The following is a 22434-nucleotide window of genomic DNA, read 5'->3' on the forward strand; positions in this document are numbered from 1 at the left end:
GGAGGGATCGAGTGAAACCGCTGATACAATCTTTGAAAGATAGAATTTTAATAGCAGATGGAGCAATGGGGACTCTCCTGTATTCATACGGAGTGGATCGTTGTTTTGAGGAGTTGAACCTTTCACACCCCAAGGAAGTCTTGAAGGTCCACAGAGATTATATCGAAGCAGGAGCAGATATCATCCAGACCAATACGTATGGAGCAAATTATGAAAAACTTTCACGTTACGGACTGGAGGATTCTGTTAAAGAAATCAATACAGCAGCGGCCAGACTTGCCAAAAAGGCTGCAGGGGATCACACCTATGTTGCAGGGACCATTGGTGGCATCAGAGCGATCAAGCAAAATATTCCCCTGGAGGAAATTAAAAGAAGCTTCAGGGAACAACTTTACTGTTTGCTTCTTGAAGGTGTCGATGGAATCCTTCTTGAAACGTATTACGACTTTGAGGAATTGACGACAGTCCTTAAAATTGCAAAGCGGGAAACCGATCTTCCCGTCATTGCACAGGTATCGCTGCATGAAACGGGAGTCCTTCAGAATGGCATGAATGTTAAAGATGCACTTCATCAGCTGGAAATGCTCGGTGCAGATGTTGTCGGCATCAATTGCAGGATGGGACCGTACCATATGGTTTCTTCTTTGGAGGAAGTCCCGATTCCCAAGGGAGCTTTTCTATCCGTTTATCCTAATGCCAGTCTGCCGAACTATGAAGAAGGAAGATTCTATTATTCTGCCGAACCTGAGTATTTCGGGGATATCAGCAACGAACTGCGTGAACAAGGGGCGAGGATCATAGGCGGGTGCTGCGGAACGACTCCTGAGCACATCCGGGCTGTGTCAAAGAAATTAAAAAGCAGGGTGCCTGTGACGGAAAAAATAGTGAAGACCAAAAAATCAGTACAACTATCATCTCAGCCTTTAAAAGAAAAGCTCCTGCATCATAAAGTGAAAGAGAAGAAGACGGTGATTGTCGAGCTGGATCCTCCGAAGCACCTTGATACAGATTTGTTCTTCAAGGGTGCTCAAGCTTTAAAGGAAGAGGGGATTGATGCATTGACCCTTGCAGATAATCCGTTGGCATCTCCGAGAGTGAGTAATGACGCCATCGGGACAATGATAAAGGAAAGATACGACCTCACGCCATTGGTTCATATTACATGCCGTGACCGTAATCTGATCGGTCTTCAATCTCATTTAATGGGCCTGCACACACTGGGGATCCACAATATTTTAGCGATTACAGGCGACCCCGCCAAGATTGGGGACTTTCCGGGGGCAGCTTCCGTATACGATCTATCAAGTCTGGAACTGATCGAATTGATCAAACAAAATAATGAAGGAATATCATTTTCAGGCAAGTCACTCAGGCAAAAGACACAATTCTCAGTCGGTGCTGCTTTCAATCCGAATTTCAGACACTTGGATGCGTCTGTGAAACGCCTTGAGAGAAAAATAACTGCAGGAGCCGATTATTTTATTTCTCAGCCGGTATTTGGAGTGGAAGAACTATTCCAAGTCTATGAAGCTACCAAACATTTGGACACCCCGATTTTCATCGGGATCATGCCTTTATTGAGTTCGAGGAATGCAGAATTCCTTCACCATGAAGTTCCCGGAATCAAGGTTCCTGAAGAAACAAGAAAGAGAATGAAGGATGCAGGTACAGACCCTGTTCATACAAGGGCAGTCGGAATGGAAATTGCAAAGGAACTATTGGACACCGCACTTAGGTTGTTTAACGGTATCTATCTGATTACCCCATTTGTCCGTTATGATATGAGCATAGAATTGCTTCAGCATATGAAAGGAAAAGCCGGGACAGAAAAGGAGGTTCCTTATGGCCAGCGCATTATTTAAAAGACAGCTTAGAAAGAAAATATTAGTACTGGACGGGGCTATGGGAACGATGCTGCAGGAAGCTAGTTTATCTCCGGAAGATTTCGGTGGTGAGGAACTTGATGGGTGTAACGAACATCTTGTCCTCACTGTTCCGGAAGTCATTTACAATATCCACAGTGAATATCTGCGGGCCGGAGCGGATGTGATTGAAACGAACACATTCGGAGGTACTCCCGTTGTACTGGATGAGTATGATTTAGGCTTTAAAGCCTACGAAATAAATAAAACAGCCGCTGAAATTGCAAGAAAAGCGGCAAATTCCTTCTCGACTGATGAATGGCCAAGATTCGTAGCAGGCTCTATGGGGCCTACGACTAAGACGTTATCGGTAACAGGGGGGATCAGTTTCGATGAATTAGCAGAAAACTACCGCATACAGGCGAAAGGACTTCTGGATGGTGGAGTCGATGTTCTTTTACTCGAAACAAGTCAGGATGCGTTGAATGTGAAAGCAGCCAACCTGGGTATCCGGGCAGCCTGTGAAGAGAGTGGAAGGGAAGTCCCCATTCTTTTATCCGGAACCATTGAACCCATGGGTACCACATTGGCAGGCCAAAATATAGAAGCTTTTTATTTGTCGCTTGAACATCTGAATCCTCTGGTGGTTGGGTTGAACTGTGCGACTGGACCAGAATTTATGAGGGACCATCTTAGGTCTCTTTCAAATTTAGCGACGACTTATGTTAGCTGTTATCCAAATGCAGGACTGCCTGATGAGGAAGGGAATTATAATGAAACTCCGGAATCGCTCAGCTTAAAAATGCGGGGATTTCTTGAGAAAGGGTGGCTGAACCTAATAGGGGGATGCTGCGGGACCACTCCTGAGCATATACGTGCTTTATCTCACTTGGCAAAAGAATTTCAGCCAAGGATACCGAACGAATCACATGCTCATGCCGTATCAGGAATCGAACCATTTTTATATGAGGACAAGGACAACCGCCCCATCCTGGTGGGTGAACGGACGAATGTGATTGGATCAAGGAAATTCAAGCGATTGATAGCCGAGAATAAAATCGAAGAAGCTTCAGAAATCGCAAGGGCACAGGTGAAAAACGGAGCCCAGGTCATCGACATTTGTGTGGCCGATCCGGACCGGGATGAAGTGGAAGATATGAATACCTTTATCCAGGAAGTCGTGAAAAAGGTGAAGGTTCCCCTGGTCATCGATTCTACCGATGAAGAGGTTCTGGAAACGGCTTTGAAATACTCACAAGGTAAAGTGATCATCAACTCCATCAACCTGGAGGACGGGGAAGAACGATTTGAAAAAATTTCTCCGCTCATAAAGAAGTACGGAGCTGCAGTGGTAGTAGGCACCATTGATGAAAAGGGAATGGGAGTGACGGCAGAGCGAAAGGTCGAGATCGCTCTAAGATCCCATGAACTGTTGACGGGGAAATACGGACTCGCTTCACAGGATATCATCTTCGATTCTCTTGTATTTCCTGTAGGGACAGGGGATGCACAATATATAGGATCGGCGAATGCCACCGTTGAAGGAATCAAGAAAATTAAAGAGCTGCTCCCTGATTGTCCGCACATACTCGGGATAAGCAACGTCTCTTTCGGTCTGCCCCCGGTCGGCAGGGAAGTGCTAAATGCCGTATATTTATATCATTGTACGAAAGCAGGGCTGGATTACGCGATTGTGAACACAGAGAAACTCGAACGGTTCGCTTCCATTCCGGCGGAAGAGGTGGAACAGGCAGAAAAGCTCTTGTTTGAAACAACGGATGCGACTCTTGCAGCTTTCACTGAATTTTATCGTGGAAAGAAAAAAGAAGTGAAAATACCCGTCAATACGATGACACTCCAAGAACGACTTGCTCACTATATTGTCGAAGGGACAAAAGAAGGATTGATTCCTGACCTTGAACTGGCTCTAAAACAATATAGTGCACCGCTGGATATCATCAATGGTCCTTTAATGGATGGAATGAGTGAAGTGGGACGCTTATTCAATGATAATCAGCTTATCGTGGCAGAAGTACTCCAAAGTGCCGAAGTCATGAAAGCATCTGTCGCCTTTTTGGAGCCGCATATGGAACAGAATGAAGCATCATCTTCTTCTAAAGGAAAAGTGATCCTTGCGACAGTAAAGGGCGATGTTCATGATATAGGTAAGAATCTGGTGGACATCATCCTTAGCAATAACGGGTATGAAGTGAAAGACTTGGGCATTAAAGTCACGCCGCAAGAATTAATTGAAGTGATTAGAAAAGAAAAGCCTGATATTGTCGGACTATCAGGACTGTTGGTGAAATCCGCACAGCAGATGGTCGTAACAGCACAAGATTTGAGGCAATCAAACATCTCGGTGCCAATCATCGTAGGAGGCGCGGCACTGACAAGGAAATTCACCACTAACAAAATAGCGAAAGAATATGAAGGACTTGTTCTCTATGCAAAAGACGCCATGGATGGATTAAGCATCATCAATGGGGTTCAAGATGAAGGGACGAGAAAGAAGTGGGAAGAAGAAAGCAGACAGAAGATTCTCGAAGGCAGTAACAGTGTTGAAAAAGAATCTGTAAATCAATCGTCGGTTGCAGTCAAGGTCCGTTCAACGGTATCAAAAGATGTACAGGTACATGTTCCACCTGATCTAAGGCCCCATACCATTAAAGATTTTTCGTTGAATCAAATTCATCCTTATATTAATCAGCAGATGCTTCTTGGTCATCATCTCGGAATCAAAGGGAAGATTACAAGGCTTCTGGAAGAAGAAGATGAACGGACACTCAGGATCAAGGAAATTACGGATGATTTATTTGATAAAGCAAAAAATGAGGGTCTTATTCATGCTTCAGCTCTTTATCAATTTTTCCCTGCTCAGGCAGAAGGGGATGATGTCATCATTTATGACCCTGATGACGTCACGAAAGAAATTGAGCGATTTCATTTTCCGCGGCAAAATCGAAACCAGCATCTGTGTTTAGCGGATTATCTTCGTTCGGTAGATAGCGGTGAGATGGATTATGTCGGTTTCTTTGCGGTTACAGCCGGCCGCAGGATCAGAGAATGGGCTGCGGTATTGAAGGAGGAAGGGAAATACCTGGAAAGCCATGCGATTCAGGCACTGGCACTGGAGACAGCTGAAGGACTTGCGGAAAGAGTTCATGAAATGATGAGAAGCAGATGGGGCTTTCCCGATCCGGTTGATTTTACGATGCAGGACCGTTTTCGAACAAACTATCAAGGTCAGCGCTTTTCATTTGGCTACCCTGCCTGCCCGGACCTTGATGACCAGCAGAAACTCTTCAGGCTTCTAAAACCTGAACGGATCGGCATCGAATTGACGGATGGATGTATGATGGAGCCGGAAGCATCTGTTACGGCGATGGTATTTGCCCATCCTGAAGCCCGTTACTTTAATGTGCTTTAGTGGAGGCGCTTTTCACAGTCTTCCTATATGATGATAGAAAACTGTTATACCAGATAACATACTGAAAAAATTCGAAAGCACCCTGTCAATGACAGGGTGCTTACTCTTTTTTCTCTTTATGTGTTTTTACTTTTTCTAAATTAAGATTATCGAGTTTTCTCGTAATGATTTCTTGTTTGAGCATGTTTATGAACAAGGGGTCCAATTGCAGCTTTACACTATTGTCATATGCAGCAAGCAAGTGGTAATCGGATAGACGGTTCATAAATCCAGCTCCTTTCTCAGGTCCCTTTATATCATGCTTTTTTTCTTGGGTGAAGAAGGACATGTTGGAAAGTCAAGTTCGATAAGTTCCAGGATCTTTTCTTCCGAAAAACCGGTTATCATGGAGATATTCGATATACTCGGCGTCATGTCCATGTTTATGCAGAATTCTCGCGCACTCTTTACCGATAGGACTTCTATCATTGATCTCGATAGTTTTCTTTCCATCCTCATCAACTCCCCAATTAAATGGCCATCGGCTAAAAAAGCCATACTTTTAATACTATCTTAAAATTTCATCTGGCTCTTAATTGTGAGATCTCCCGGAAGAGTATCCATACTGTAACAGACAATTCGTTAAATCGACATAAAATTCAAAAAAAAGTTCCTTTCTTACATTATATACCCTAATAGGTGTAGAAGCGAGAAAAAATAACGAAAATCAAATGAAATTTTTAATGAATATACATTAAAATGAATTCTTTTACATTTTTGAAAATTGAATGGATAATTTTTATAGAATACGAACCTTTATAATGGATAATGGTACAATAGAAGTAGTGAAAAGGGAGTGGATTTGAAGAAGCTGGTGCTGTTTTGGAAGGGGTACTTACCTCATGAATGATAAACTCGCCCGCTTTAAACGTGGCTCTCCCCAATTGCAGCGTCTATAGGCAATTACTAGAAGAAGCAGTTTTATAGATTTGGTTTTCTGAAAAATCAGAAATATAAAGGTGGATTTGGGAATAAAGTAATGAAGTACTATATTCTCATAAGCGCAGTGAAAAACAACAAGGAAAGCTCTTTTTGCGGGGATTTTATAACCCATCATTTGTAGAGGTGAAAGGGGGATCATGCATGGCAGAGTGGTTAAAGAAGAGGGATTTTTCAATTGGGGATCAGGGGATAGACCGTGTTGAAACAATTACTATCGGCGGAGTATCCCAGACAATCTTAATACAAGGGGAAAGCATTGATAGTCCAATATTATTATTCATCCATGGAGGACCATCAATGCCGCTCCCAGGTGTGTCAAGCAGGGGGCAGGATTACACGATTGCAACAAATACAAAAGAACTCGTGAAGCATTTCATTTTAGTTTTCTGGGACCAGCGGGGCACCGGAAAGTCTTATTCATCAAGTATCTCTTCAGAATCTATCAACCTCGAACAATTCATCCATGATGCATATGATGTAACCCATTATCTAAAGAAAAAGTTTAATAGGAAAAAAATCTTCCTGGCCGCTCATTCGTTTGGAAGTCTAGTCGGGATTCATTTGGCAGGAAGGTCTCCAGAAGATTATTATTCTTATGTTGGGATTTCACAAATTGTAAGTTGGACAGAAAATGACCGCCTTGCTTTGGAGTGGGCTAAGCTTGAAGCAGAAAAAAGGGAGAATATTCAAGCGATAAATGAATTAAATGACATAGGGGCGCCTCCATTTACAGAAAGTTATAAGCAATGGTCGGTTCTTAGAAAATGGCAGTCAAAATTCAATTCGCTTATTTATACTGATGGTCTAACAAAGCATCCTGGACTTGCAAAAATCATGTGGAGGATGCTTGCATCACAAGATTATTCATTATTGGATATATATAATACTATGTATAAAGGTTTTAAACTTACATACACCGACAATTTCATAAAAGGCCTGCCATATCTTGATTGCCGGAAATCAGTGTCAAACTTGAAAATACCGGTAACATTTATACATGGTGCAAAGGATGTTCATGTTTTCGGTTCATTAGTTGAAGAATACGTTGATTTCCTTCATGCTGAGAAAGAAAAAAAACTGATCTTCCTTGATCATTCTGCTCATTTATTCCACCCGATCGATACACGGAAGATAGAACAGTTACTGATTGAAGAAAAGAAGCATTGCGAAACGCTAGATTCAAGAAACTGGGATAGGATAATTGAATCTTAAAGGAGAGAGTGGATGGGTTTAAGACCAATGCATTCTACCATTGCTTAAATGATTGCCACTATTCTTGAAGTGGATGACCGTACATCTTTGATTATAGGGGGAATCTTTCCCGATGCTGCTAATAATAAAAACTGATCGAATTTTTTAGGAAAAGAGGAACCCTGACAATAAGAGGACCTTTTTTGCACATTTGGTATTCATTCCAGCCCATAATGATTGGATAATGGTAATTTACTATACTATAATGGACTGAAAGCGATTAAATGAATGATAATCTAAAATGGGGTATCATCTATCAGGGGAGGAACGTGCCAAAAATGCATAGAAATAATGACTTACATACCTTTTTATTAACCAGGGCCCGCCAATTGACGGAAGCCTGGTATAATTCAATCGATAAGAGTAAAGCATCAGGAGTGTACTCCTCCAGTGATCCGAACGTGATTGAAAATTTAAAAAAACAAAATTTTGAATTTCATCAATTATTTTGTGAAGTATTTATCATTGATAAAGAGACATTCAATAAACGACTGGATGATTGGGTACTTACCATCGCTGAAGATAAACAGCATCTTGAAACCCCTACCCATAATATCATCAAGGAATTCATGCGGGTCCGTAATCAATATCTTGATTTTGTGAATGAATTTGCCCAAGGGTATCAAGATCATAATATTTTTGATCAGATGAGAATGTGGGAGGATATTGTGATTGAATCCTTTGACAGGGCGATGTTGAGGTTTATGGAGCTTCAAAATCAAGTAGTTGAAAGTCAGATTCAGTCACAGCAGCAAATCATTCATGAACTCGGCACTCCGCTCATCTCATTGAATGAAGATACTGCATTAGTGCCTCTAATCGGGAATATCGACCCGACCCGTGCCAAATTGATACTTGAAAACACATTGCAGCAATGTGTTCAAAAAGAAGTTTCCTATTTATTTATAGACCTTTCAGGTGTGGTTATGATTGATACGATGGTTGCACATCAGCTATTCCAGCTTATAGATGCGCTTGAGTTAATCGGAGTGAAGCCGATTCTTTCCGGGCTGCGTCCTGAAATTGCACAGACGGCCGTTCAGCTTGGCCTGAACTTTGACAATCTGACGATTACGTCTACATTGGCACAGGCGATTACGATCAACAGCAAGGCTCACCCTTAAGTTAAATGCATTCGTCTACGTACGAACTGCCCCGTGAATGTTAGACATGACTCTGACATTACGGGGTTCTTTTTTTATATAAAAGGCAAAAAGCTTCGAAATTAAAAGTCTTGAATTAAAGATAAATATAAGATAAACTATTTGTAGATACTGAATAGAACGATTTCGGATTGGGAGTGAGTAAGGAATGAATGTAAAACCATTGAAAGGTCAGCATCATGTTTCTGCCTTAACGGCCAACGCCAAGAAAAACTATGAATTTTATACAAAAACACTCGGTATGCGGCTTGTGAAGAAGTCCATCAACCAGGACGACACCTCTGTTTATCATCTTTTTTATGCGGATGAACGGGGAAATCCAGGTACGGATCTTACTTTTTTTGAAATCCCGCATGCTGGTAATACGTATAAGGGAACGAACAGCATCAGCTTGACAGCACTAAGGGTAAAAAACGATGAAGCCCTGACATTCTGGAAGGCCCGCTTTGAAGAATCAGGAGTGGAGCATGATGAAATTTCTCATCATACAGGAAGAGCTGCAATGGGGTTTCGGGATTTTGAAGGACAACGTTTGATGCTGGTATCCGATGAGAACAATGATGGAGTCCCGGGGGGAAAACCTTGGGAGAAGAGCCCGGTACCTGTCGAATATGGAATAGTGGGACTGGGTCCGGTTACTATTACTGTAGCAAAAGGAGAACTTACCGCTAAAGTATTGACAGACGTTTTGGGCTATCGTGAAACGAGAAGCTTCCCTGCATATGAAAAAGGGCAGCCTGAAGTTCGTGTATTTGAAACCGGAGATGGCGGAACAGGGGCAGAGGTGCACCTTGAAGAGAGAAATGACCTGCCGCAGGAAAGACCAGGAAGAGGGAGTGTGCACCACGTTGCGTTCCGTGTTGAAGACGAAAAGGAATTACGTAAATGGGTGGACTGGATTACCCAGACACGACTGCCCAACTCGGGATTTGTAGAACGTTATTATTTCCGTTCACTTTATTTCCGCGAACCAAACGGCATCCTATTTGAACTGGCTACGGACGGACCAGGCTTTGAAACAGATGAGAACTTTGAAAGCTTGGGTGAAAATCTATCCTTGCCGCCATATTTTGAAAACCAGCGTGAATCCATTGAGGCAAAATTAAAACCGCTGGATACGAAAGAATAAATAATGGAGGGATGAAATTGAAGCATATTTTTAAAAAAGGTAAAAATGATAAACTGCCTACCTTATTACTTTTGCATGGCACCGGTGGAGACGAACGGGATTTATTGCCACTTGCTGAAATGATTGCTCCTGACGCGTCTGTATTGAGCGTAAAAGGAAACGTGGACGAGAATGGGATGGCTCGTTTCTTTGCCCGTTTGCGTGAAGGGGTCTTTGATGAGAAAGATTTACTATTCCGTACAAAAGAATTAAATGAGTTCATTGATGAAAGTGCCAAGGAATATGAATTTGACCGTGAGAATGTGGTGGCCATAGGCTATTCAAACGGAGCCAATATTGCGGCGAGTCTCATATATCATCATGAACATGCACTTAAAGGCGGGATCCTTTTTCATGCAATGGTTCCCCGCCGAGGGGTCACACTTCCGGAATTGAGTGATTCCCCTGTATTCATTGGAGCGGGCAAGAGAGATCCATTGATCCCATTGGCTGAAACGAAGGAACTGATCAAGAACCTGATCGATGCGAAATCACCTGTTACCGAGTATTGGACTGATGGCGGCCATGAATTAAGAAGAGAAGAAGTGGACGCTGCAAAAGAATGGTTTGTTTCGAATTTTAAATAGTAAATAGAGTAAAGAAACCCGGGAAGTGTGTAATCTCCCGGGTTTTAACTTTAGATTGATTTTGCCATGATTACATTTGTGACTTCATAGCCGATATTTTCATAAAGGCGTCTGGCTGTCGTATTATGGGCAAACACATGCAGTTCTATTTTATTCAACTTTAATTCCTTAGCCTTCATTTCGATTTCTTTCATTGCCAATTTACCCAAACCTTGTCCACGATAGTCTTCTTCTATTTCGACATTATAAATATATCCTGTGTTGTTGGGCATAACGGCAAGCCAAAAGGAGCCGATCTGCGAATTGTCTTTATGCAGCGAATAAAGATAATTGTTTTCCGTATTTTCACCTTGCGGAAGAAATCTCTTATAATCTGATTTCGCCCTTTCAATGGATTCCTCTTCGGTCCAGTTTCCTGAGCGTGTTTTTTCTTTTGCATAGCTTACTACCGATTTCTCCAGGAATAGCTTGAATTCTTCAGGTGTCATTGGTTTGACGTTCATATTTTTTCCTCCTCAAACAGTTAAGCAGCTTATCATAGTAGTTATTTCTTTATTTTCCCGTAGGCATCAAGTGTCCTCAGCATGGAAAGAGTCAAGATTCCCCGCCATTCGATTTCTGCCTTTTCCCACGTATCTTCGTAGTCACCAAACCAGGACCAGGCGGGCTGCCAATAGCCATTTTCGTGCTGAGAATGGATTTCGGCATCTAATTGAATCTCCACTTCCTTTTTCAGGTGTTCATGAAATGGAGAAGAAGGAAACGGCGCGATATCTAAAGGTTTTGCGACATAATTATTCCACTGGTCAGGATCTTTGCAGACAGTTCCATGAATTGATTGTGATAATGATGCATATATTTCTTGTTTGGCTTCTTCATCATCAGAGATGTTTTGAAGCAGCCTGGAATAACAAAGGAAATCATGATGACCAATAGGATGGGGGAGATTGGGCAGTTCCGCCAATGCTCGTTTTGTCCATTTTTTTAATGACGGGTATTCTTTTTGATATAAGTGAAAATAACCTACAATTTCAGCATTGGGATTAGCCCATGTTGTCTGCACTCCACAGAATCCCCGTTCCTTATTGAAATGCCACCATGGTGCATGTGGAACGTCATTGACATCGGATGGTACAGCATGCCATGTTTCCAAACCGGCATCATATGCTGATTCCAGATACTCCATTGCTTTTACTACAACAGGGTGATCCTTCTCAAGTTGAAGATCCTTGGCAATCTGTAAGCCCACAGTTGTAGCCATAGGAGTTGAAACTCCTAATCTGAAATCCGGTTCGAGGCTGTTCCCGAAGCCGCCATCGCCATTTTGGAAATAGACTAACTCCTTCACAACATCTTCTTTGCTTCCGTTTTCAAAGTGATAAGCGAAAAGCTTTTGCTCCAGTGGACGGGCATGCGAAAGTAAATAAGACTTTGCTGCATCCCAGCCTTCCTTTGTAAGCATCATCTATCATAACTCCTTTACTAAGTTGTGAATTAAATAGCCGGACTCAATTTAAATTGATCTGAATACCCGTATCCGGTGGGAAGAAAACAGTAATCAAAAAGACTCTTTGTTAAAACGTTCACCTTACTACATTTGATATGGGTCATCAAAATTCCTGCTTTTCGGCAAACTTCTCAGATGAAGTGATACAACTATATGTATCTTTAAATGAAACTTTTCACGCATTCAATACGTATGTAAGGAAAGAGATTTAAAAAGAAGGTGGGGTTTTCATTCATGTTTTTTGTGACCGGCTGTATCTTGATTTCCATATTAGCAGTATTTCTTATTGCCAGACGATTGGCACCTCAATCTGAACTCATGAATGCCTTTAAGGGGAAACATTCATTCAGAAATACAATGATTGGCTTGGCTGCATTGGCAGGTGCCGCATTTATATTGAATGCATTTGTTACAGAAGGAGAAGAATGGAGGGAAGCTGCCATCATCCAAGTGGAAGATGCACAAGGTGAAGTTCATTTGTTTCAAGGAGTTGAGGGAGAGGCAGCCATTGCTTTTGAGGAAACTCCAAAAGCAGGAAGAGAATACCGTACTTCTTTATTGATCTGGGGAAATCATGAAGATGTAGATCTGGAGTTCAGTAAAAAAGGAGAAGATACACAAGGGGTTCAAATGGAAGTAAGTGAGGATTTCACCACATTTAATGCGGATGCATATAGTGTGCCGATCACGTTAAACTTTAAAGAAGATGGCATGTGGAAAATCACTGTAAACAAAAACGGGGATGAAGCAGGCAAAATTGTATTAATGGTAGAATGAAATAATGCGCTATTATTTGTTCTTTAAAAACAAACACTTCTGTTAGTGCATGCAAAAGTGCCTGTCTAGTTTAGCGTGAGCATATTTTCACATTGCAGACTCTATAAAAGACTACTAAACTTGTATATAAAAGACGCAGCGAAGCAGGAGTAATGCAAAAGATGAATTACTTATTGAAATCAGTCATCCTCACAATAGCATCAGGTATCCAAGGAGCGGCAATGGCTGTCTTTCTGTTTCCGCATTTCATCCCATCAGGCGGGGCTGCAAGTGCCAGTGTATTGCTGAACTATCTTTTCCACATACCCTTCTCCATCACCCTTTGGGTGTTAAATGCAGGACTATTGATTGCCGCTGTTAAATGGCTGGGAAAGGCGAATGCCTTTTGGACAATGTTCTGTGTGACAGTTACATCTGTTACGGTCAACTACTTTAGTCCATATATGAAAGCACCGTTAACGAATGTTTTCCTGGATATGATGCTCGGGGCAGTATTGTTTGGAATTGGAATCGGGATTCTATTTAGAATGGGCGCGTCTTCAGGGGGGATGGATATACTTGCACTCATCATCTCCAAATTGCAGGGATATTCACCCGGCAAGACCCTTTTTGTCATCAATGCCAGCTTGTTATTATTAACTGGGATTGTCATAGACCTTAAAGTCATCCTATATGCGCTCATCTGTCAATTCATCGGAACGAAAATTCTTGATTTCATCTATAAGTTGGAAATCAAGCAGGGAGTCCCCTGGGTTGAAAAAACCGCAAAGTGAAGGTCCGTCCAGCAGTGCTTTAATGCGCTGCGGGACGGGCCTTCACTTATTTTTTGATGATTGAGTTCACCGTGTGTATAGGAGAATTTTCAAAAAGGGAAAGGTATTGGAAAGGTTTATTTTTCGGGAATAGCATATTCCTGATTTCAGAAATGGTCCGTCCTTCACGATAGTGGTTCAGAACAGTCTCCTGAATGTTCAAGAGAAAATCCCTTTTCCGCTCCATTAATCTCCTTCCATTGGGAAGGTACCCCCCGTGTGAACAGTAGACTTCCTTGAAAGAGTAGGTAAGCGCTATGTTAAGAGAGTGTATCAATTCAGGCACAGATTCAAATGAAAAATGGGATGTCGGTGAGTGATAAAGGTATAAATCACCAGAAAGGCAAATTCCATTTTCCTCATCAATGAGAATGATGTGATCATCAGCATGGCCGGGTGTATGAACGATTTTAAATGTATGTTGTTTTGTTTTGAACTCATCACCCGACAATTCCATTGGGTTAAACGCTTTCCGGTTATTCCAAAACACCGAACGATAAAAAGGGAGCTTTGTGTCCTCCAGACATTTCTCCACACCATTTGCATGAATCCATTGAGGAATCTGCATGTGCTTCTCGATCCAGGGGCTGTTCCCTGTATGATCCTCATGATGATGAGTGTGAATGACGCTCTGTATTTGATGTTCCCCAATGATCTTCCGGACTTGCCTATGTAAACTATATGGACCCGAATCAACCAGTGCATCATCAATCATTGTGATATATACCGGCATTCGAAGAGCAGCGATTTTCCTGACTAACTTAAATGTTTTAATCAAAACAGGATTCCCTTTCTTATTCATTGTTTAGTGATTATATTCTAAACTTAAAGGGAAAATCCTCTTTTTAATCCGCAATTACCGGTATAAAAATAGATGGATTTTTTGAAGGATGGTTACTTACATAAAAACAGAAAAAAATATACCAAGCTGTCGATAGTTTTTCTTTAGAGGAAGCGAAGGGAAGATCTACTGAATGAAGCGTTCTTATTAGATTTTATGGTAAAATAGAGGGAGATTCAGATGGATTCCTAGGAGGAAAAGTTTTGCAGAATTGTGAAGTGTGTAAGAGTAAATTTAAATGGAAAGAACTATTATTTTCGATATGGAGTTCCTACAAGCCTGTCGAATGCAGAGGCTGCGGAAAGAAGCATACAATCAGTTTTGCTTCAAAGTTTTTTGTCTCATTTTTGATCATCGTCCCAGCCGTTATTTTTGGGTTGTTGATCGCTCCTGATATGGGGCTGTCCAAAGTAGTGACATTCGTGCTCATTGTTATGATGGCTTTTGTGATTTCGCTGCTGCTTCCATTCTTTGTTAAGTATGAAGTGAAACCTAAGGAGAAATAGTGTTTGTAAGGGACTGCCGGCACGGGCAGTCCCTTTTATTTTACATTCATTATTTCTTAATGATGATTTTTTTGGAATAAGCCTACCAATTAAGAAAACACTAATCTGTAATAATGACTTAAAGGAGCGGGCTGATGGCTAAAAATGAAATTCCTTTAACAACAGCTGAAATATCAGCTTTATGGGTTAGTTATATGAATTGTTCTGCTACGATTTGCTTTTATAAGTATTTCCTTCATCACCTCGAAGACCATGAAATAAAAGAATTATTAGCAGATGTATTAAAAACATGCAATGATACGATTGAAAAGATAAAAACTATTTTCGAGGAAGAAGACTTCCCGGTGCCACAAGGTTTTTCAGATAAAGATATCGATCTTACAGTCCCGCCTTTATTCACAGATTTATTTTCTCTAAGTTTCATTTATCGGGCGGGTCAAATCATCATATCTCATTATGCAACGTATCTGGGAAAAGTGGCGAGGGGGGATATCGCTGCATTTTTTCATGAAAAATTGAATCAAACAAGCGATTTATACAAGAAATCCTTGAATTTAATGATTACGAAAGGGATTTATGACCGTCCACCTAAAATGGAGTATCCGACTTCTGTCAACTTCATCAATCATCAGCCGTCCTTGTTGGAAACCTGGTTTGGTGAATCCAGGCCGTTAAATGCATTTGAACTGAGTGAACTCTTTTTCGCGATCGAGAGAAACTGTATTGGCATGGTCATGCTGAAGGGTTTTCTCCAAGTATCAAAAGACAAAGACGTGAAAGAATATTTAAGGCAGGGAAAGAAGTTAAGCGAGAAACAGATTTTCACTCTCAATAAAGTATTGATGAAAGACGAGTTCTTTCCGACGTATCCTGTAACGATGGAGGTTAAACATACAACAGCTTCCCCTTTTTCCGAGAAACTGATGCTATTCTTCATTTCTGCCTCAAACACAGTAGGTTTGACTACTTTATGTCATGCAGCAACAATGTCAATGCGTAAGGATCTTTCTGTGCATTACGGATTATTTATCACGGAAATCATGAAATATTCAACAGATGGACTAAGCTTGTTGATCAAAAGAGGATGGATGGAGCAGCCGCCTCAATCAACTGATCAAAAGGATTTATATAAGTGAATGGATAATGGGGGATTATGATGAATAAAGGTGAAATCTTTCTTTCGAATCTAGTGGGAATCCTATTGGTATTCGTTTTCAGCTTATTTAAAGCAGCATCATTCAGAAAGCAGCTGGATTATAGACTGAATTCTATCTTTTTAAACATTCGATCGTTTCTGTATACAATTAGATAAGAAGCTTCATCAAGGTTGCCTGCTGGGTGACCTTTTTTTGATAGGAGCCCCACCAGAATTTGTGAGAGTCTTCCATATGTAAGGGGATATACGAATATTCTCACAAAAAAGTCGAATTTTCTGCACTTCTCCTATGTCAATGCATCAAGTATTAAGATACAATAAAGATTATGTATAGAGCGTTATCATTCCGTGTTTGGTAACTCAATACTTATTACGGCAACATCCAATGGTTTAAGTTTCGTGCATTTGAAGGAGAGAACACATGCTGGAATATAGAGTTCATCAAGGAGAATTCGAGGAATATGTTGTATTCCTCCACGGTATTGGAGGAAATTCGAGTATTTTCGGTAAACAACTCCTTGCATTTAAAAAACATTATAATATTATTACCATACACTTGCCCGGGCATGGGCAGTCGCCAAGCGTAAATAGCTACAAAGAAGAATTTTCCATCGAGTTAAATCTTCGCGAAGTATTGAAAGTACTGGACCATTTGAATATAGAACGCGCTCATTTTGTAGGGGTATCCCTTGGATCTATCTTCATCCATGCTTTGTTACAGGGTTACCCCCATCGTGTGAAGAGTGCTGTTTTAGCTGGCTGCATCACACGCTTTACACCGTTTGCTTCCATTCTTCTGAAACTGGGGGATGCAATCAAATCATTCATTCCATTTATATGGTTGTATAAGATATTTGCGTATATTATGATGCCGAAGAAAAATCATGCCATTTCACGCAAACTCTTCATTAGAGAAGCCCAGAAAATGAATCGACATGACTTTCTGAGCTGGTACAGGCTGACCCCTTATGTGAAATCGACCTATCAGCGCGTACAGAAAAAAGCATCACATATCCCGAAACTGTATATTTCCGGGAAAGAAGATCATTTATTTGTTAAAGCTCTTGATAAGGATATACAAGGAGATCCCTCTGCAGAAAAAATATTCTTAGAGGATTGCGGCCATGTATGCAATGTTGAAAAACCTAAAGAGTTCAACCATTATGCTCTGGAATTCCTTTCCCGTCAACAAAGATTGCCGCTGAGACAGGTGCAATAAAACTCAACCCATTTTACTTACTGTAAAATGGGTTTTTTTATTTAAGGAATGAATGAGAAATGTCACAATCAGCTTATTGAAGGTGAATGCTCATCTGATCCAAAATAAGGTCCAGTCATGAATGGTACCGGGCTGCAGCGTTTAACAGAGATTAACAGAAAAAAGGAAAAACAGGCACGAAACAAGAATATAGAAATAGAGGAGGAAATGAATGAAGGATTTATTGAATTTTCAATACGAAAAATATCCATTTGAATTATTTTCACTTTCACATATAAGTGCCATCATTCTTTTGCTTGTCTTTGTTTTTCTTTTATATCAGTACAGAAACAAATTCAATGCCCTTGGGAAAAAGGTGTTAATATGGGTGCTCATTTCGGTGATGGCAGCAGGAGAAATCGTTTTTCATATATGGTATGCAGTGAATGATGTTTGGTCCCTTGCTGTAAACCTTCCTTTTCAGTTATGTTCCCTTTCTCTTTATTTATGCATCATCATGCTTTTGACCAGAAACAGGTTTCTATTCGAAATCACTTTTTTTGCTAGCATGACGGGTGCCTTTGTTGCCATGGTCACCCCGGAATTGTTTTTTGGTTTCCCTCATATAAGGTATTTTCAGTTTTTTACCGTACATGCGGCAATCGTGCTCTCCTGCTTGTATATGGTGTGGGTAGAAGAATTCACAGTAACCTTCTTTTCCCCAATAAAGTCATTTCTGGCATTGAATGTGATTTCTGCAGGGGTGTATGGGATGAATGTACTTTTGGGAGCAAATTATATGTTTCTCACTCATAAACCCATCAATCCGAGTCCGATTGATTATTTAGGTGAGTATCCTTGGTATTTATTATCATTGGAGGCTATTTCCCTATTTCTGTTTTATTTGTTATATCTTCCATTTTATATCAGAGAAATTGTAAAAAAATGAAACTTTATCAAATCATAAACGTCTATTAATTAGGCTCTTTTCTGTTGAAAAAATGAACATGGTCAATATGAAGGAAAAGGATCTTTATAGAATAGGGTGCAGAGCTTTGGGAAATGCAGTTAGTATGTATGTCGTTATCATGGTAGTTTCCTATATCGCCGGAAGTGTGACCGGTGCTTACTATATTGTGAAGCTGTTCACCGGCCAAGATATCAGGGAATTGGGGAGCGGAAATGCCGGGGCTACAAATGCAGGGCGTATACTTGGCAAGAAAGGTTTCCTGCTCACCTTGTCGGTTGATGCAGTCAAAGTTTTCGTTACTTTGATGATGATTCAGAAATGGTTTGGTGGAAGTGATATTGCACTGGTCATCAGTTCTGTTTTCCTGTGCATCGGTCATTTATTCCCTGTGCAGCTAGGGTTCCATGGAGGTAAAGGAGTAGTCGTCTACCTGGCTTCTGCCTTGTTTTTATCACCGATTGCCATAGGGGCAGCCGCAGTTGTCATGGGACTATCATTTGGTCTTTTACGCCGCTATAAAGCTGCAGGTTTTCTTTCAATGGCATCCATTCCTATTACAGTATTTTTGATTGAAGATTCATTCATCATACCGTGCGGTCTCCTATTTTTGTTTGTCATAGTGGTAATGTCTCATTTTAAATAAAAACGTCTAGCGTCACATAAGAACCATGGAGTTTACTTCATCAAGAGGAGGTACATATATGGGGCAGCACTCATTTGTATATAAGATTGCAACCGAATCAGTCGAATTCCAACAGATCAATCAATTGAATTACCAAACCTTTGTAAAAGAAATCCCGCAGCATGAGGAGAATGACAGGGAACAGCTCGTCGATAAGTTTCATGATGAAAATACATATATTATCGCGAAAAAACAAGAACAAATCATCGGGATGATTGCAGTACGTGCGAATCGTCCTTTTTCACTTGATCAAAAACTTCAAAATTTGGATGTATATATTCCTGCTTACAGTGTACCTTGCGAAGTACGCCTTTTGTCCGTTAAGGAAGAATATAGAAGTACTCGTGTTTTTTATGGGTTATGTGAAAGACTTGTTCAATTCTGCTTGGAAAAAGGGTATAATCTTGCTCTCATTTCAGGAACTGTCCGTCAACTAAAACTGTACAGGAGAATTGGTTTCATACCTTTTGCATCACTCGTGGGGGAGGAAGGAGCAAGGTTTCAGCCCATGTACATAACGAAGGAGAGCTTTGAGCAATCGACAAAGGCTTTTCAAAGATTGATGAGGGCAGCTTCACATCATGGCGCCGGTACAGAGTCACATTCCTTTCTTCCGGGACCGGTTCCTCTTCATCCAGATGTGCAAAGGGCTTTTAGGAAAGGTTCCATCTCTCATCGAAGTACATCTTTTATTCAGGAATTGAAAGAGATTCAATTCGCTTTATGTCAATTAACAAAAGCGAATCATGCTGAAGTCGTGGTGGGAACGGGTACCATGACCAACGACATGGCCGCTCAGCAGCTGAAGCTGTTAAACGGAGAAGGATTGATCCTTGCAAACGGGGAGTTTGGATATCGTCTTATCGATCATGCCTCGAGAAGCGGGTTATCTTTCAGGACGATTGAAAAACAATGGGGAGAAGATATTTCACTTTCAGATATCGAATCATCTTTGAGAGATTTTGCGCCAAAATGGATATGGACCGTTCACTGTGAGACATCCACAGGCTATTTATACGATCTTGAAGGTATTCTTGCTTTGACAAAAGAGTACCGGGCTGAATTATGTGTGGATGCATGCAGTTCTGTCGGTATCATTCCGGTGAATTTTCAAGATGTTTACCTAGCAACTTCAGTAAGCGGGAAGGGGATTGGTGCTTATCCAGGACTTGGAATCGTTTTTCACCGCGATGAAGTTGTTACTCATCCATCTATACCGAGATATTTGGATATAGGCATGTATGCAGAGAAGGGCAGCATACCCTTCACACACTCTTCAAATCTGACAGGGGCATTAAAAGAGGCATTGATGAACCTCAATATGACCGCGAATAAACGATTGTCCCAGGTAGTGAGGGAAACGATAAGAGAATGGGATATTTCAATAATAGGAGACGAAAGCTTTTCACCGGGCGTCATTACGATTGAGATCCCTTCAGGGGTATCAAGCAGGGTTATCGGGGATGAATGTAAGGATAAAGGAGTCTTGCTCAGCTATGAAAGTGATTACCTACTCAATAGGAACTGGGTCCAGCTTGCATTGATGGGATATCAGCGGGAAGAAGAAGTGATGAAATCCATTGATGTTCTTAAGGGTGTACTAAGTCCCGCAAAGGAAATCAGGTTTGTATAATGGGAAAAATAGAGCAATATCTTGTTAGATTGAAAGCGTTCAAACTGATTGGAATCATCCTGCTTCTGCTATGGCTGAAAACCTTGATCGTCATGTTTGCGGGCTTCAATATCTCGATACATTCATTTCTCGACTTCTGTCTACTTCTTTTTAATTCAATAGGATCTTTAATGATTGCAGTGGGTTTCAGCTTTTACTTCAGCAGGAAGGTTCATGCATTTACGTTATTCCTGACCATGGTGATTACCACCGGGATCCTATATGCAGATGTACTGTATTTTCGTTTTTATACGGATTATGTAACCCTTCCAATTTTATTTCAATTTAAAAATGTCGGGGGGATAGGTCCAAGTACTTTTGAATTGATGAGTCCCTGGGATTTATTGCTTTTTGTTGATGTCATTGCTGCCGGATGGTATCTGAATAAAAGAAGAGGGATGCCTTTCTTTACTTCAAAGGAAAAACTGACATATTTGTCTGCCGGCTTGGCAGTTGTCATATTGACAGTGGCTCTTGGTCTGATCAAAAGTCCATATCTGTTTCAAGAAGCTTATGATCGTGAACAGATGGTTACCGCAATCGGTCCTTATAATTATCATGTGTTTGACACAGCCTATGCACTCGGAGTGAATCTCAATCCATTAGTCGCATCTCAAACTGACACAAATTCACCACTGAACTATACAAAATCAAAGAATAATGATCAGTCTGATTTATTTGGTATAGCAAAAGGGAAAAATGTCATCCTGATCAGTATGGAGTCGACCCAAAACTTTGTCATCAACAAAAAAATCGAGGGAGAAGAAATCACTCCATTTTTGAATTCACTTGTAAAAGACAGTTATTACTTTAATCAAATTTACGACCAGACCGCTCAAGGAAAAACGTCTGATTCGGAATTTATGATTGATACAGGGCTTTACCCGCTTGCGAGCGGCTCTGTGTTTGTAAGGAATCCTGAGAACAAATTCAAGGGAATGGCTCATATCTTGAAGGATAACGGTGATTACTACTCAGCCGTATTTCATGGAAATGATGCCACCTTCTGGAACAGGCAGACCATGTATGATTCTCTTGGATATGATCGATTTTACTCTAAGAAAGATTATCAGGTGACAGAAGAAAATTCCGTTAATTATGGGATAAAGGACATACCATTTTTCAATCAGTCCATTACTTACCTTCAAGATTTGCCAAGGCCATTCTATACTCGCTTCATTACTTTGACAAATCATTTCCCTTTCTTATTGGAAGAGGAAGATCAATTCATCCCTCAAGCAACGACCGAAGTGGATGTCGTCAATCGGTATGTCACAACCGTTCGCTATGAAGATGAGGCGATCAAACGATTCTTTGGCAAGTTGAAGGAAAAAGGCATGTATGATGACTCGATCTTTGTGTTGTATGGAGATCATTATGGCATTTCAGAAAAATATGAATCAGGTGTGATGGAGTTAATGGGTATGGAAGACACCCCAATGAATCATGTGAAACTTCAGCAGATTCCTCTTATCATTCATGTGCCTGGATCAGGGGGGAAGACCATATCATCAATCGGTGGAGAAATTGATATCCGTCCTACCATTCTTCACTTACTTGGCATAGAATCGAAAGAAAACCTTTCTTTTGGCCACAACTTGTTTACCAGAGTGAAGAATCATCCGGTCATTTTTCGTGATGGAGGATTTGTCACAGAGAAATACGTATATAAAGATAATGTCTGTTACAGCCGGAAGAAAGGGCAGCCTGTGCTTGATAACCAATGCAAACCATATAAAGAAATCGCTAGAAAAGAACTGGGAATATCAGATGATATCATTTATGGGGATTTATTACGATTCATCGAATAGATGATCATAACATTATTATGTAAACCATCAGTTCAAGAAGAATGCTCAGGCAACGAATGT

The 22434-nt window shown here is 40.8% G+C and carries 21 protein-coding genes; 16 read left to right on the forward strand and 5 right to left on the reverse strand.

The annotated features are described in order from the left end of the window. Positions 1 to 11: 11 nt before the first annotated feature. Both ACUXV2_RS07840 and metH read left to right on the forward strand, forming a co-directional pair. Complete coding sequence (locus tag ACUXV2_RS07840; protein ID WP_446246454.1) at positions 12 to 1862, forward strand: bifunctional homocysteine S-methyltransferase/methylenetetrahydrofolate reductase; 1851 nt, start codon at positions 12 to 14, stop codon at positions 1860 to 1862. Then, positions 1843 to 5292: a methionine synthase gene (metH, locus tag ACUXV2_RS07845; RefSeq protein WP_446246455.1), complete on the forward strand. Its 3450-nt coding sequence runs from the start codon at positions 1843 to 1845 to the stop codon at positions 5290 to 5292. The genes ACUXV2_RS07840 and metH overlap by 20 nt, the downstream gene beginning before the upstream one ends. Before the next feature lie 100 nt (positions 5293 to 5392). Here metH and sda read toward each other — a convergent pair whose 3' ends face one another. Then, on the reverse strand, positions 5393 to 5557 hold the full coding sequence (gene sda, locus ACUXV2_RS07850; RefSeq protein WP_446246456.1) for a sporulation histidine kinase inhibitor Sda: 165 nt from the start codon (positions 5555 to 5557) through the stop codon (positions 5393 to 5395). 26 nt (positions 5558 to 5583) lie between these two features. Next, positions 5584 to 5784 carry a hypothetical protein gene (locus tag ACUXV2_RS07855; protein ID WP_446246457.1) on the reverse strand — a complete coding sequence of 67 codons (201 nt, stop codon included), beginning with the start codon at positions 5782 to 5784 and terminating at the stop codon, positions 5584 to 5586. Positions 5785 to 6414: 630 nt separating this feature from the next. Between ACUXV2_RS07855 and ACUXV2_RS07860 the strand changes: the two genes are divergently transcribed. The 4 genes from ACUXV2_RS07860 (at position 6415) to ACUXV2_RS07875 (ending at position 10442) form a co-directional block, all read left to right on the forward strand. Next, positions 6415 to 7485, forward strand: a complete 1071-nt coding sequence (locus tag ACUXV2_RS07860; RefSeq protein ID WP_446246458.1) for an alpha/beta fold hydrolase — start codon at positions 6415 to 6417, stop codon at positions 7483 to 7485. 317 nt (positions 7486 to 7802) lie between these two features. Then, on the forward strand, positions 7803 to 8648 hold the full coding sequence (locus tag ACUXV2_RS07865) for an STAS domain-containing protein (RefSeq protein WP_446247020.1): 846 nt from the start codon (positions 7803 to 7805) through the stop codon (positions 8646 to 8648). Between the two features lie 187 nt (positions 8649 to 8835). Continuing rightward, on the forward strand, positions 8836 to 9816 hold the full coding sequence (locus tag ACUXV2_RS07870) for a ring-cleaving dioxygenase (RefSeq protein ID WP_446246459.1): 981 nt from the start codon (positions 8836 to 8838) through the stop codon (positions 9814 to 9816). 17 nt (positions 9817 to 9833) lie between these two features. After that, positions 9834 to 10442: an alpha/beta hydrolase gene (locus ACUXV2_RS07875; RefSeq protein WP_446246460.1), complete on the forward strand. Its 609-nt coding sequence runs from the start codon at positions 9834 to 9836 to the stop codon at positions 10440 to 10442. Positions 10443 to 10492: 50 nt separating this feature from the next. Here ACUXV2_RS07875 and ACUXV2_RS07880 read toward each other — a convergent pair whose 3' ends face one another. Beyond that, positions 10493 to 10945, reverse strand: coding sequence for a GNAT family N-acetyltransferase (locus ACUXV2_RS07880; RefSeq protein WP_446246461.1), 453 nt, complete (start codon positions 10943 to 10945; stop codon positions 10493 to 10495). A gap of 41 nt (positions 10946 to 10986) precedes the next feature. Further along, on the reverse strand, positions 10987 to 11907 hold the full coding sequence (locus ACUXV2_RS07885; RefSeq protein ID WP_446246462.1) for a hypothetical protein: 921 nt from the start codon (positions 11905 to 11907) through the stop codon (positions 10987 to 10989). 276 nt (positions 11908 to 12183) lie between these two features. Here ACUXV2_RS07885 and ACUXV2_RS07890 point away from each other — a divergent pair, with 276 nt between their 5' ends. Continuing rightward, the gene (locus tag ACUXV2_RS07890) at positions 12184 to 12726 is read left to right on the forward strand and encodes a hypothetical protein (RefSeq protein WP_446246463.1); all 543 of its coding nucleotides are present in this window, start codon (positions 12184 to 12186) and stop codon (positions 12724 to 12726) included. A 161-nt stretch (positions 12727 to 12887) separates the two neighbouring features. After that, on the forward strand, positions 12888 to 13499 hold the full coding sequence (locus ACUXV2_RS07895) for a YitT family protein (RefSeq protein ID WP_446246464.1): 612 nt from the start codon (positions 12888 to 12890) through the stop codon (positions 13497 to 13499). A gap of 46 nt (positions 13500 to 13545) precedes the next feature. Here ACUXV2_RS07895 and ACUXV2_RS07900 read toward each other — a convergent pair whose 3' ends face one another. Continuing rightward, entirely contained in the window at positions 13546 to 14316 is a 771-nt protein-coding gene (locus ACUXV2_RS07900; protein ID WP_446246465.1) for an MBL fold metallo-hydrolase, read from the reverse strand. 266 nt (positions 14317 to 14582) lie between these two features. Between ACUXV2_RS07900 and ACUXV2_RS07905 the strand changes: the two genes are divergently transcribed. From ACUXV2_RS07905 to ACUXV2_RS07940, 8 genes are all read left to right on the forward strand, one after another. Then, positions 14583 to 14885: a TIGR04104 family putative zinc finger protein gene (locus ACUXV2_RS07905; protein WP_446246466.1), complete on the forward strand. Its 303-nt coding sequence runs from the start codon at positions 14583 to 14585 to the stop codon at positions 14883 to 14885. 134 nt (positions 14886 to 15019) lie between these two features. Next, positions 15020 to 16021: a DUF3231 family protein gene (locus ACUXV2_RS07910; protein WP_446246467.1), complete on the forward strand. Its 1002-nt coding sequence runs from the start codon at positions 15020 to 15022 to the stop codon at positions 16019 to 16021. Positions 16022 to 16041: 20 nt separating this feature from the next. Next, positions 16042 to 16197: a hypothetical protein gene (locus tag ACUXV2_RS07915; protein ID WP_446246468.1), complete on the forward strand. Its 156-nt coding sequence runs from the start codon at positions 16042 to 16044 to the stop codon at positions 16195 to 16197. A 265-nt stretch (positions 16198 to 16462) separates the two neighbouring features. Beyond that, the gene (locus ACUXV2_RS07920) at positions 16463 to 17260 is read left to right on the forward strand and encodes an alpha/beta fold hydrolase (RefSeq protein WP_446246469.1); all 798 of its coding nucleotides are present in this window, start codon (positions 16463 to 16465) and stop codon (positions 17258 to 17260) included. Positions 17261 to 17471: 211 nt separating this feature from the next. Then, the gene (locus ACUXV2_RS07925; protein WP_446246470.1) at positions 17472 to 18188 is read left to right on the forward strand and encodes a YwaF family protein; all 717 of its coding nucleotides are present in this window, start codon (positions 17472 to 17474) and stop codon (positions 18186 to 18188) included. Positions 18189 to 18294: 106 nt separating this feature from the next. Further along, positions 18295 to 18852, forward strand: a complete 558-nt coding sequence (locus tag ACUXV2_RS07930) for a glycerol-3-phosphate acyltransferase (RefSeq protein WP_446246471.1) — start codon at positions 18295 to 18297, stop codon at positions 18850 to 18852. Between the two features lie 58 nt (positions 18853 to 18910). Further along, complete coding sequence (locus ACUXV2_RS07935) at positions 18911 to 20524, forward strand: aminotransferase class V-fold PLP-dependent enzyme (protein WP_446246472.1); 1614 nt, start codon at positions 18911 to 18913, stop codon at positions 20522 to 20524. Further along, entirely contained in the window at positions 20524 to 22374 is a 1851-nt protein-coding gene (locus tag ACUXV2_RS07940) for an LTA synthase family protein (RefSeq protein WP_446246473.1), read from the forward strand. The genes ACUXV2_RS07935 and ACUXV2_RS07940 overlap by 1 nt, the downstream gene beginning before the upstream one ends. Positions 22375 to 22434: the final 60 nt, after the last annotated feature.

It is taken from the genome of Rossellomorea sp. NS-SX7 (genome assembly GCF_052828565.1).

Coding starts and splice junctions, on each gene's coding strand:
- metH (WP_446246455.1), top strand. CDS start 1,843: ATGGCCAGCGCATTATTTAAAAGACAGCTTAGAAAGAAAATATTAGTA.
- sda (WP_446246456.1), bottom strand. CDS start 5,557: ATGAACCGTCTATCCGATTACCACTTGCTTGCTGCATATGACAATAGT.
- ACUXV2_RS07855 (WP_446246457.1), bottom strand. CDS start 5,784: ATGGAAAGAAAACTATCGAGATCAATGATAGAAGTCCTATCGGTAAAG.
- ACUXV2_RS07860 (WP_446246458.1), top strand. CDS start 6,415: ATGGCAGAGTGGTTAAAGAAGAGGGATTTTTCAATTGGGGATCAGGGG.
- ACUXV2_RS07865 (WP_446247020.1), top strand. CDS start 7,803: ATGCATAGAAATAATGACTTACATACCTTTTTATTAACCAGGGCCCGC.
- ACUXV2_RS07870 (WP_446246459.1), top strand. CDS start 8,836: ATGAATGTAAAACCATTGAAAGGTCAGCATCATGTTTCTGCCTTAACG.
- ACUXV2_RS07880 (WP_446246461.1), bottom strand. CDS start 10,945: ATGAACGTCAAACCAATGACACCTGAAGAATTCAAGCTATTCCTGGAG.
- ACUXV2_RS07885 (WP_446246462.1), bottom strand. CDS start 11,907: ATGATGCTTACAAAGGAAGGCTGGGATGCAGCAAAGTCTTATTTACTT.
- ACUXV2_RS07890 (WP_446246463.1), top strand. CDS start 12,184: ATGTTTTTTGTGACCGGCTGTATCTTGATTTCCATATTAGCAGTATTT.
- ACUXV2_RS07895 (WP_446246464.1), top strand. CDS start 12,888: ATGAATTACTTATTGAAATCAGTCATCCTCACAATAGCATCAGGTATC.
- ACUXV2_RS07910 (WP_446246467.1), top strand. CDS start 15,020: ATGGCTAAAAATGAAATTCCTTTAACAACAGCTGAAATATCAGCTTTA.
- ACUXV2_RS07915 (WP_446246468.1), top strand. CDS start 16,042: ATGAATAAAGGTGAAATCTTTCTTTCGAATCTAGTGGGAATCCTATTG.
- ACUXV2_RS07920 (WP_446246469.1), top strand. CDS start 16,463: ATGCTGGAATATAGAGTTCATCAAGGAGAATTCGAGGAATATGTTGTA.
- ACUXV2_RS07925 (WP_446246470.1), top strand. CDS start 17,472: ATGAAGGATTTATTGAATTTTCAATACGAAAAATATCCATTTGAATTA.
- ACUXV2_RS07935 (WP_446246472.1), top strand. CDS start 18,911: ATGGGGCAGCACTCATTTGTATATAAGATTGCAACCGAATCAGTCGAA.
- ACUXV2_RS07940 (WP_446246473.1), top strand. CDS start 20,524: ATGGGAAAAATAGAGCAATATCTTGTTAGATTGAAAGCGTTCAAACTG.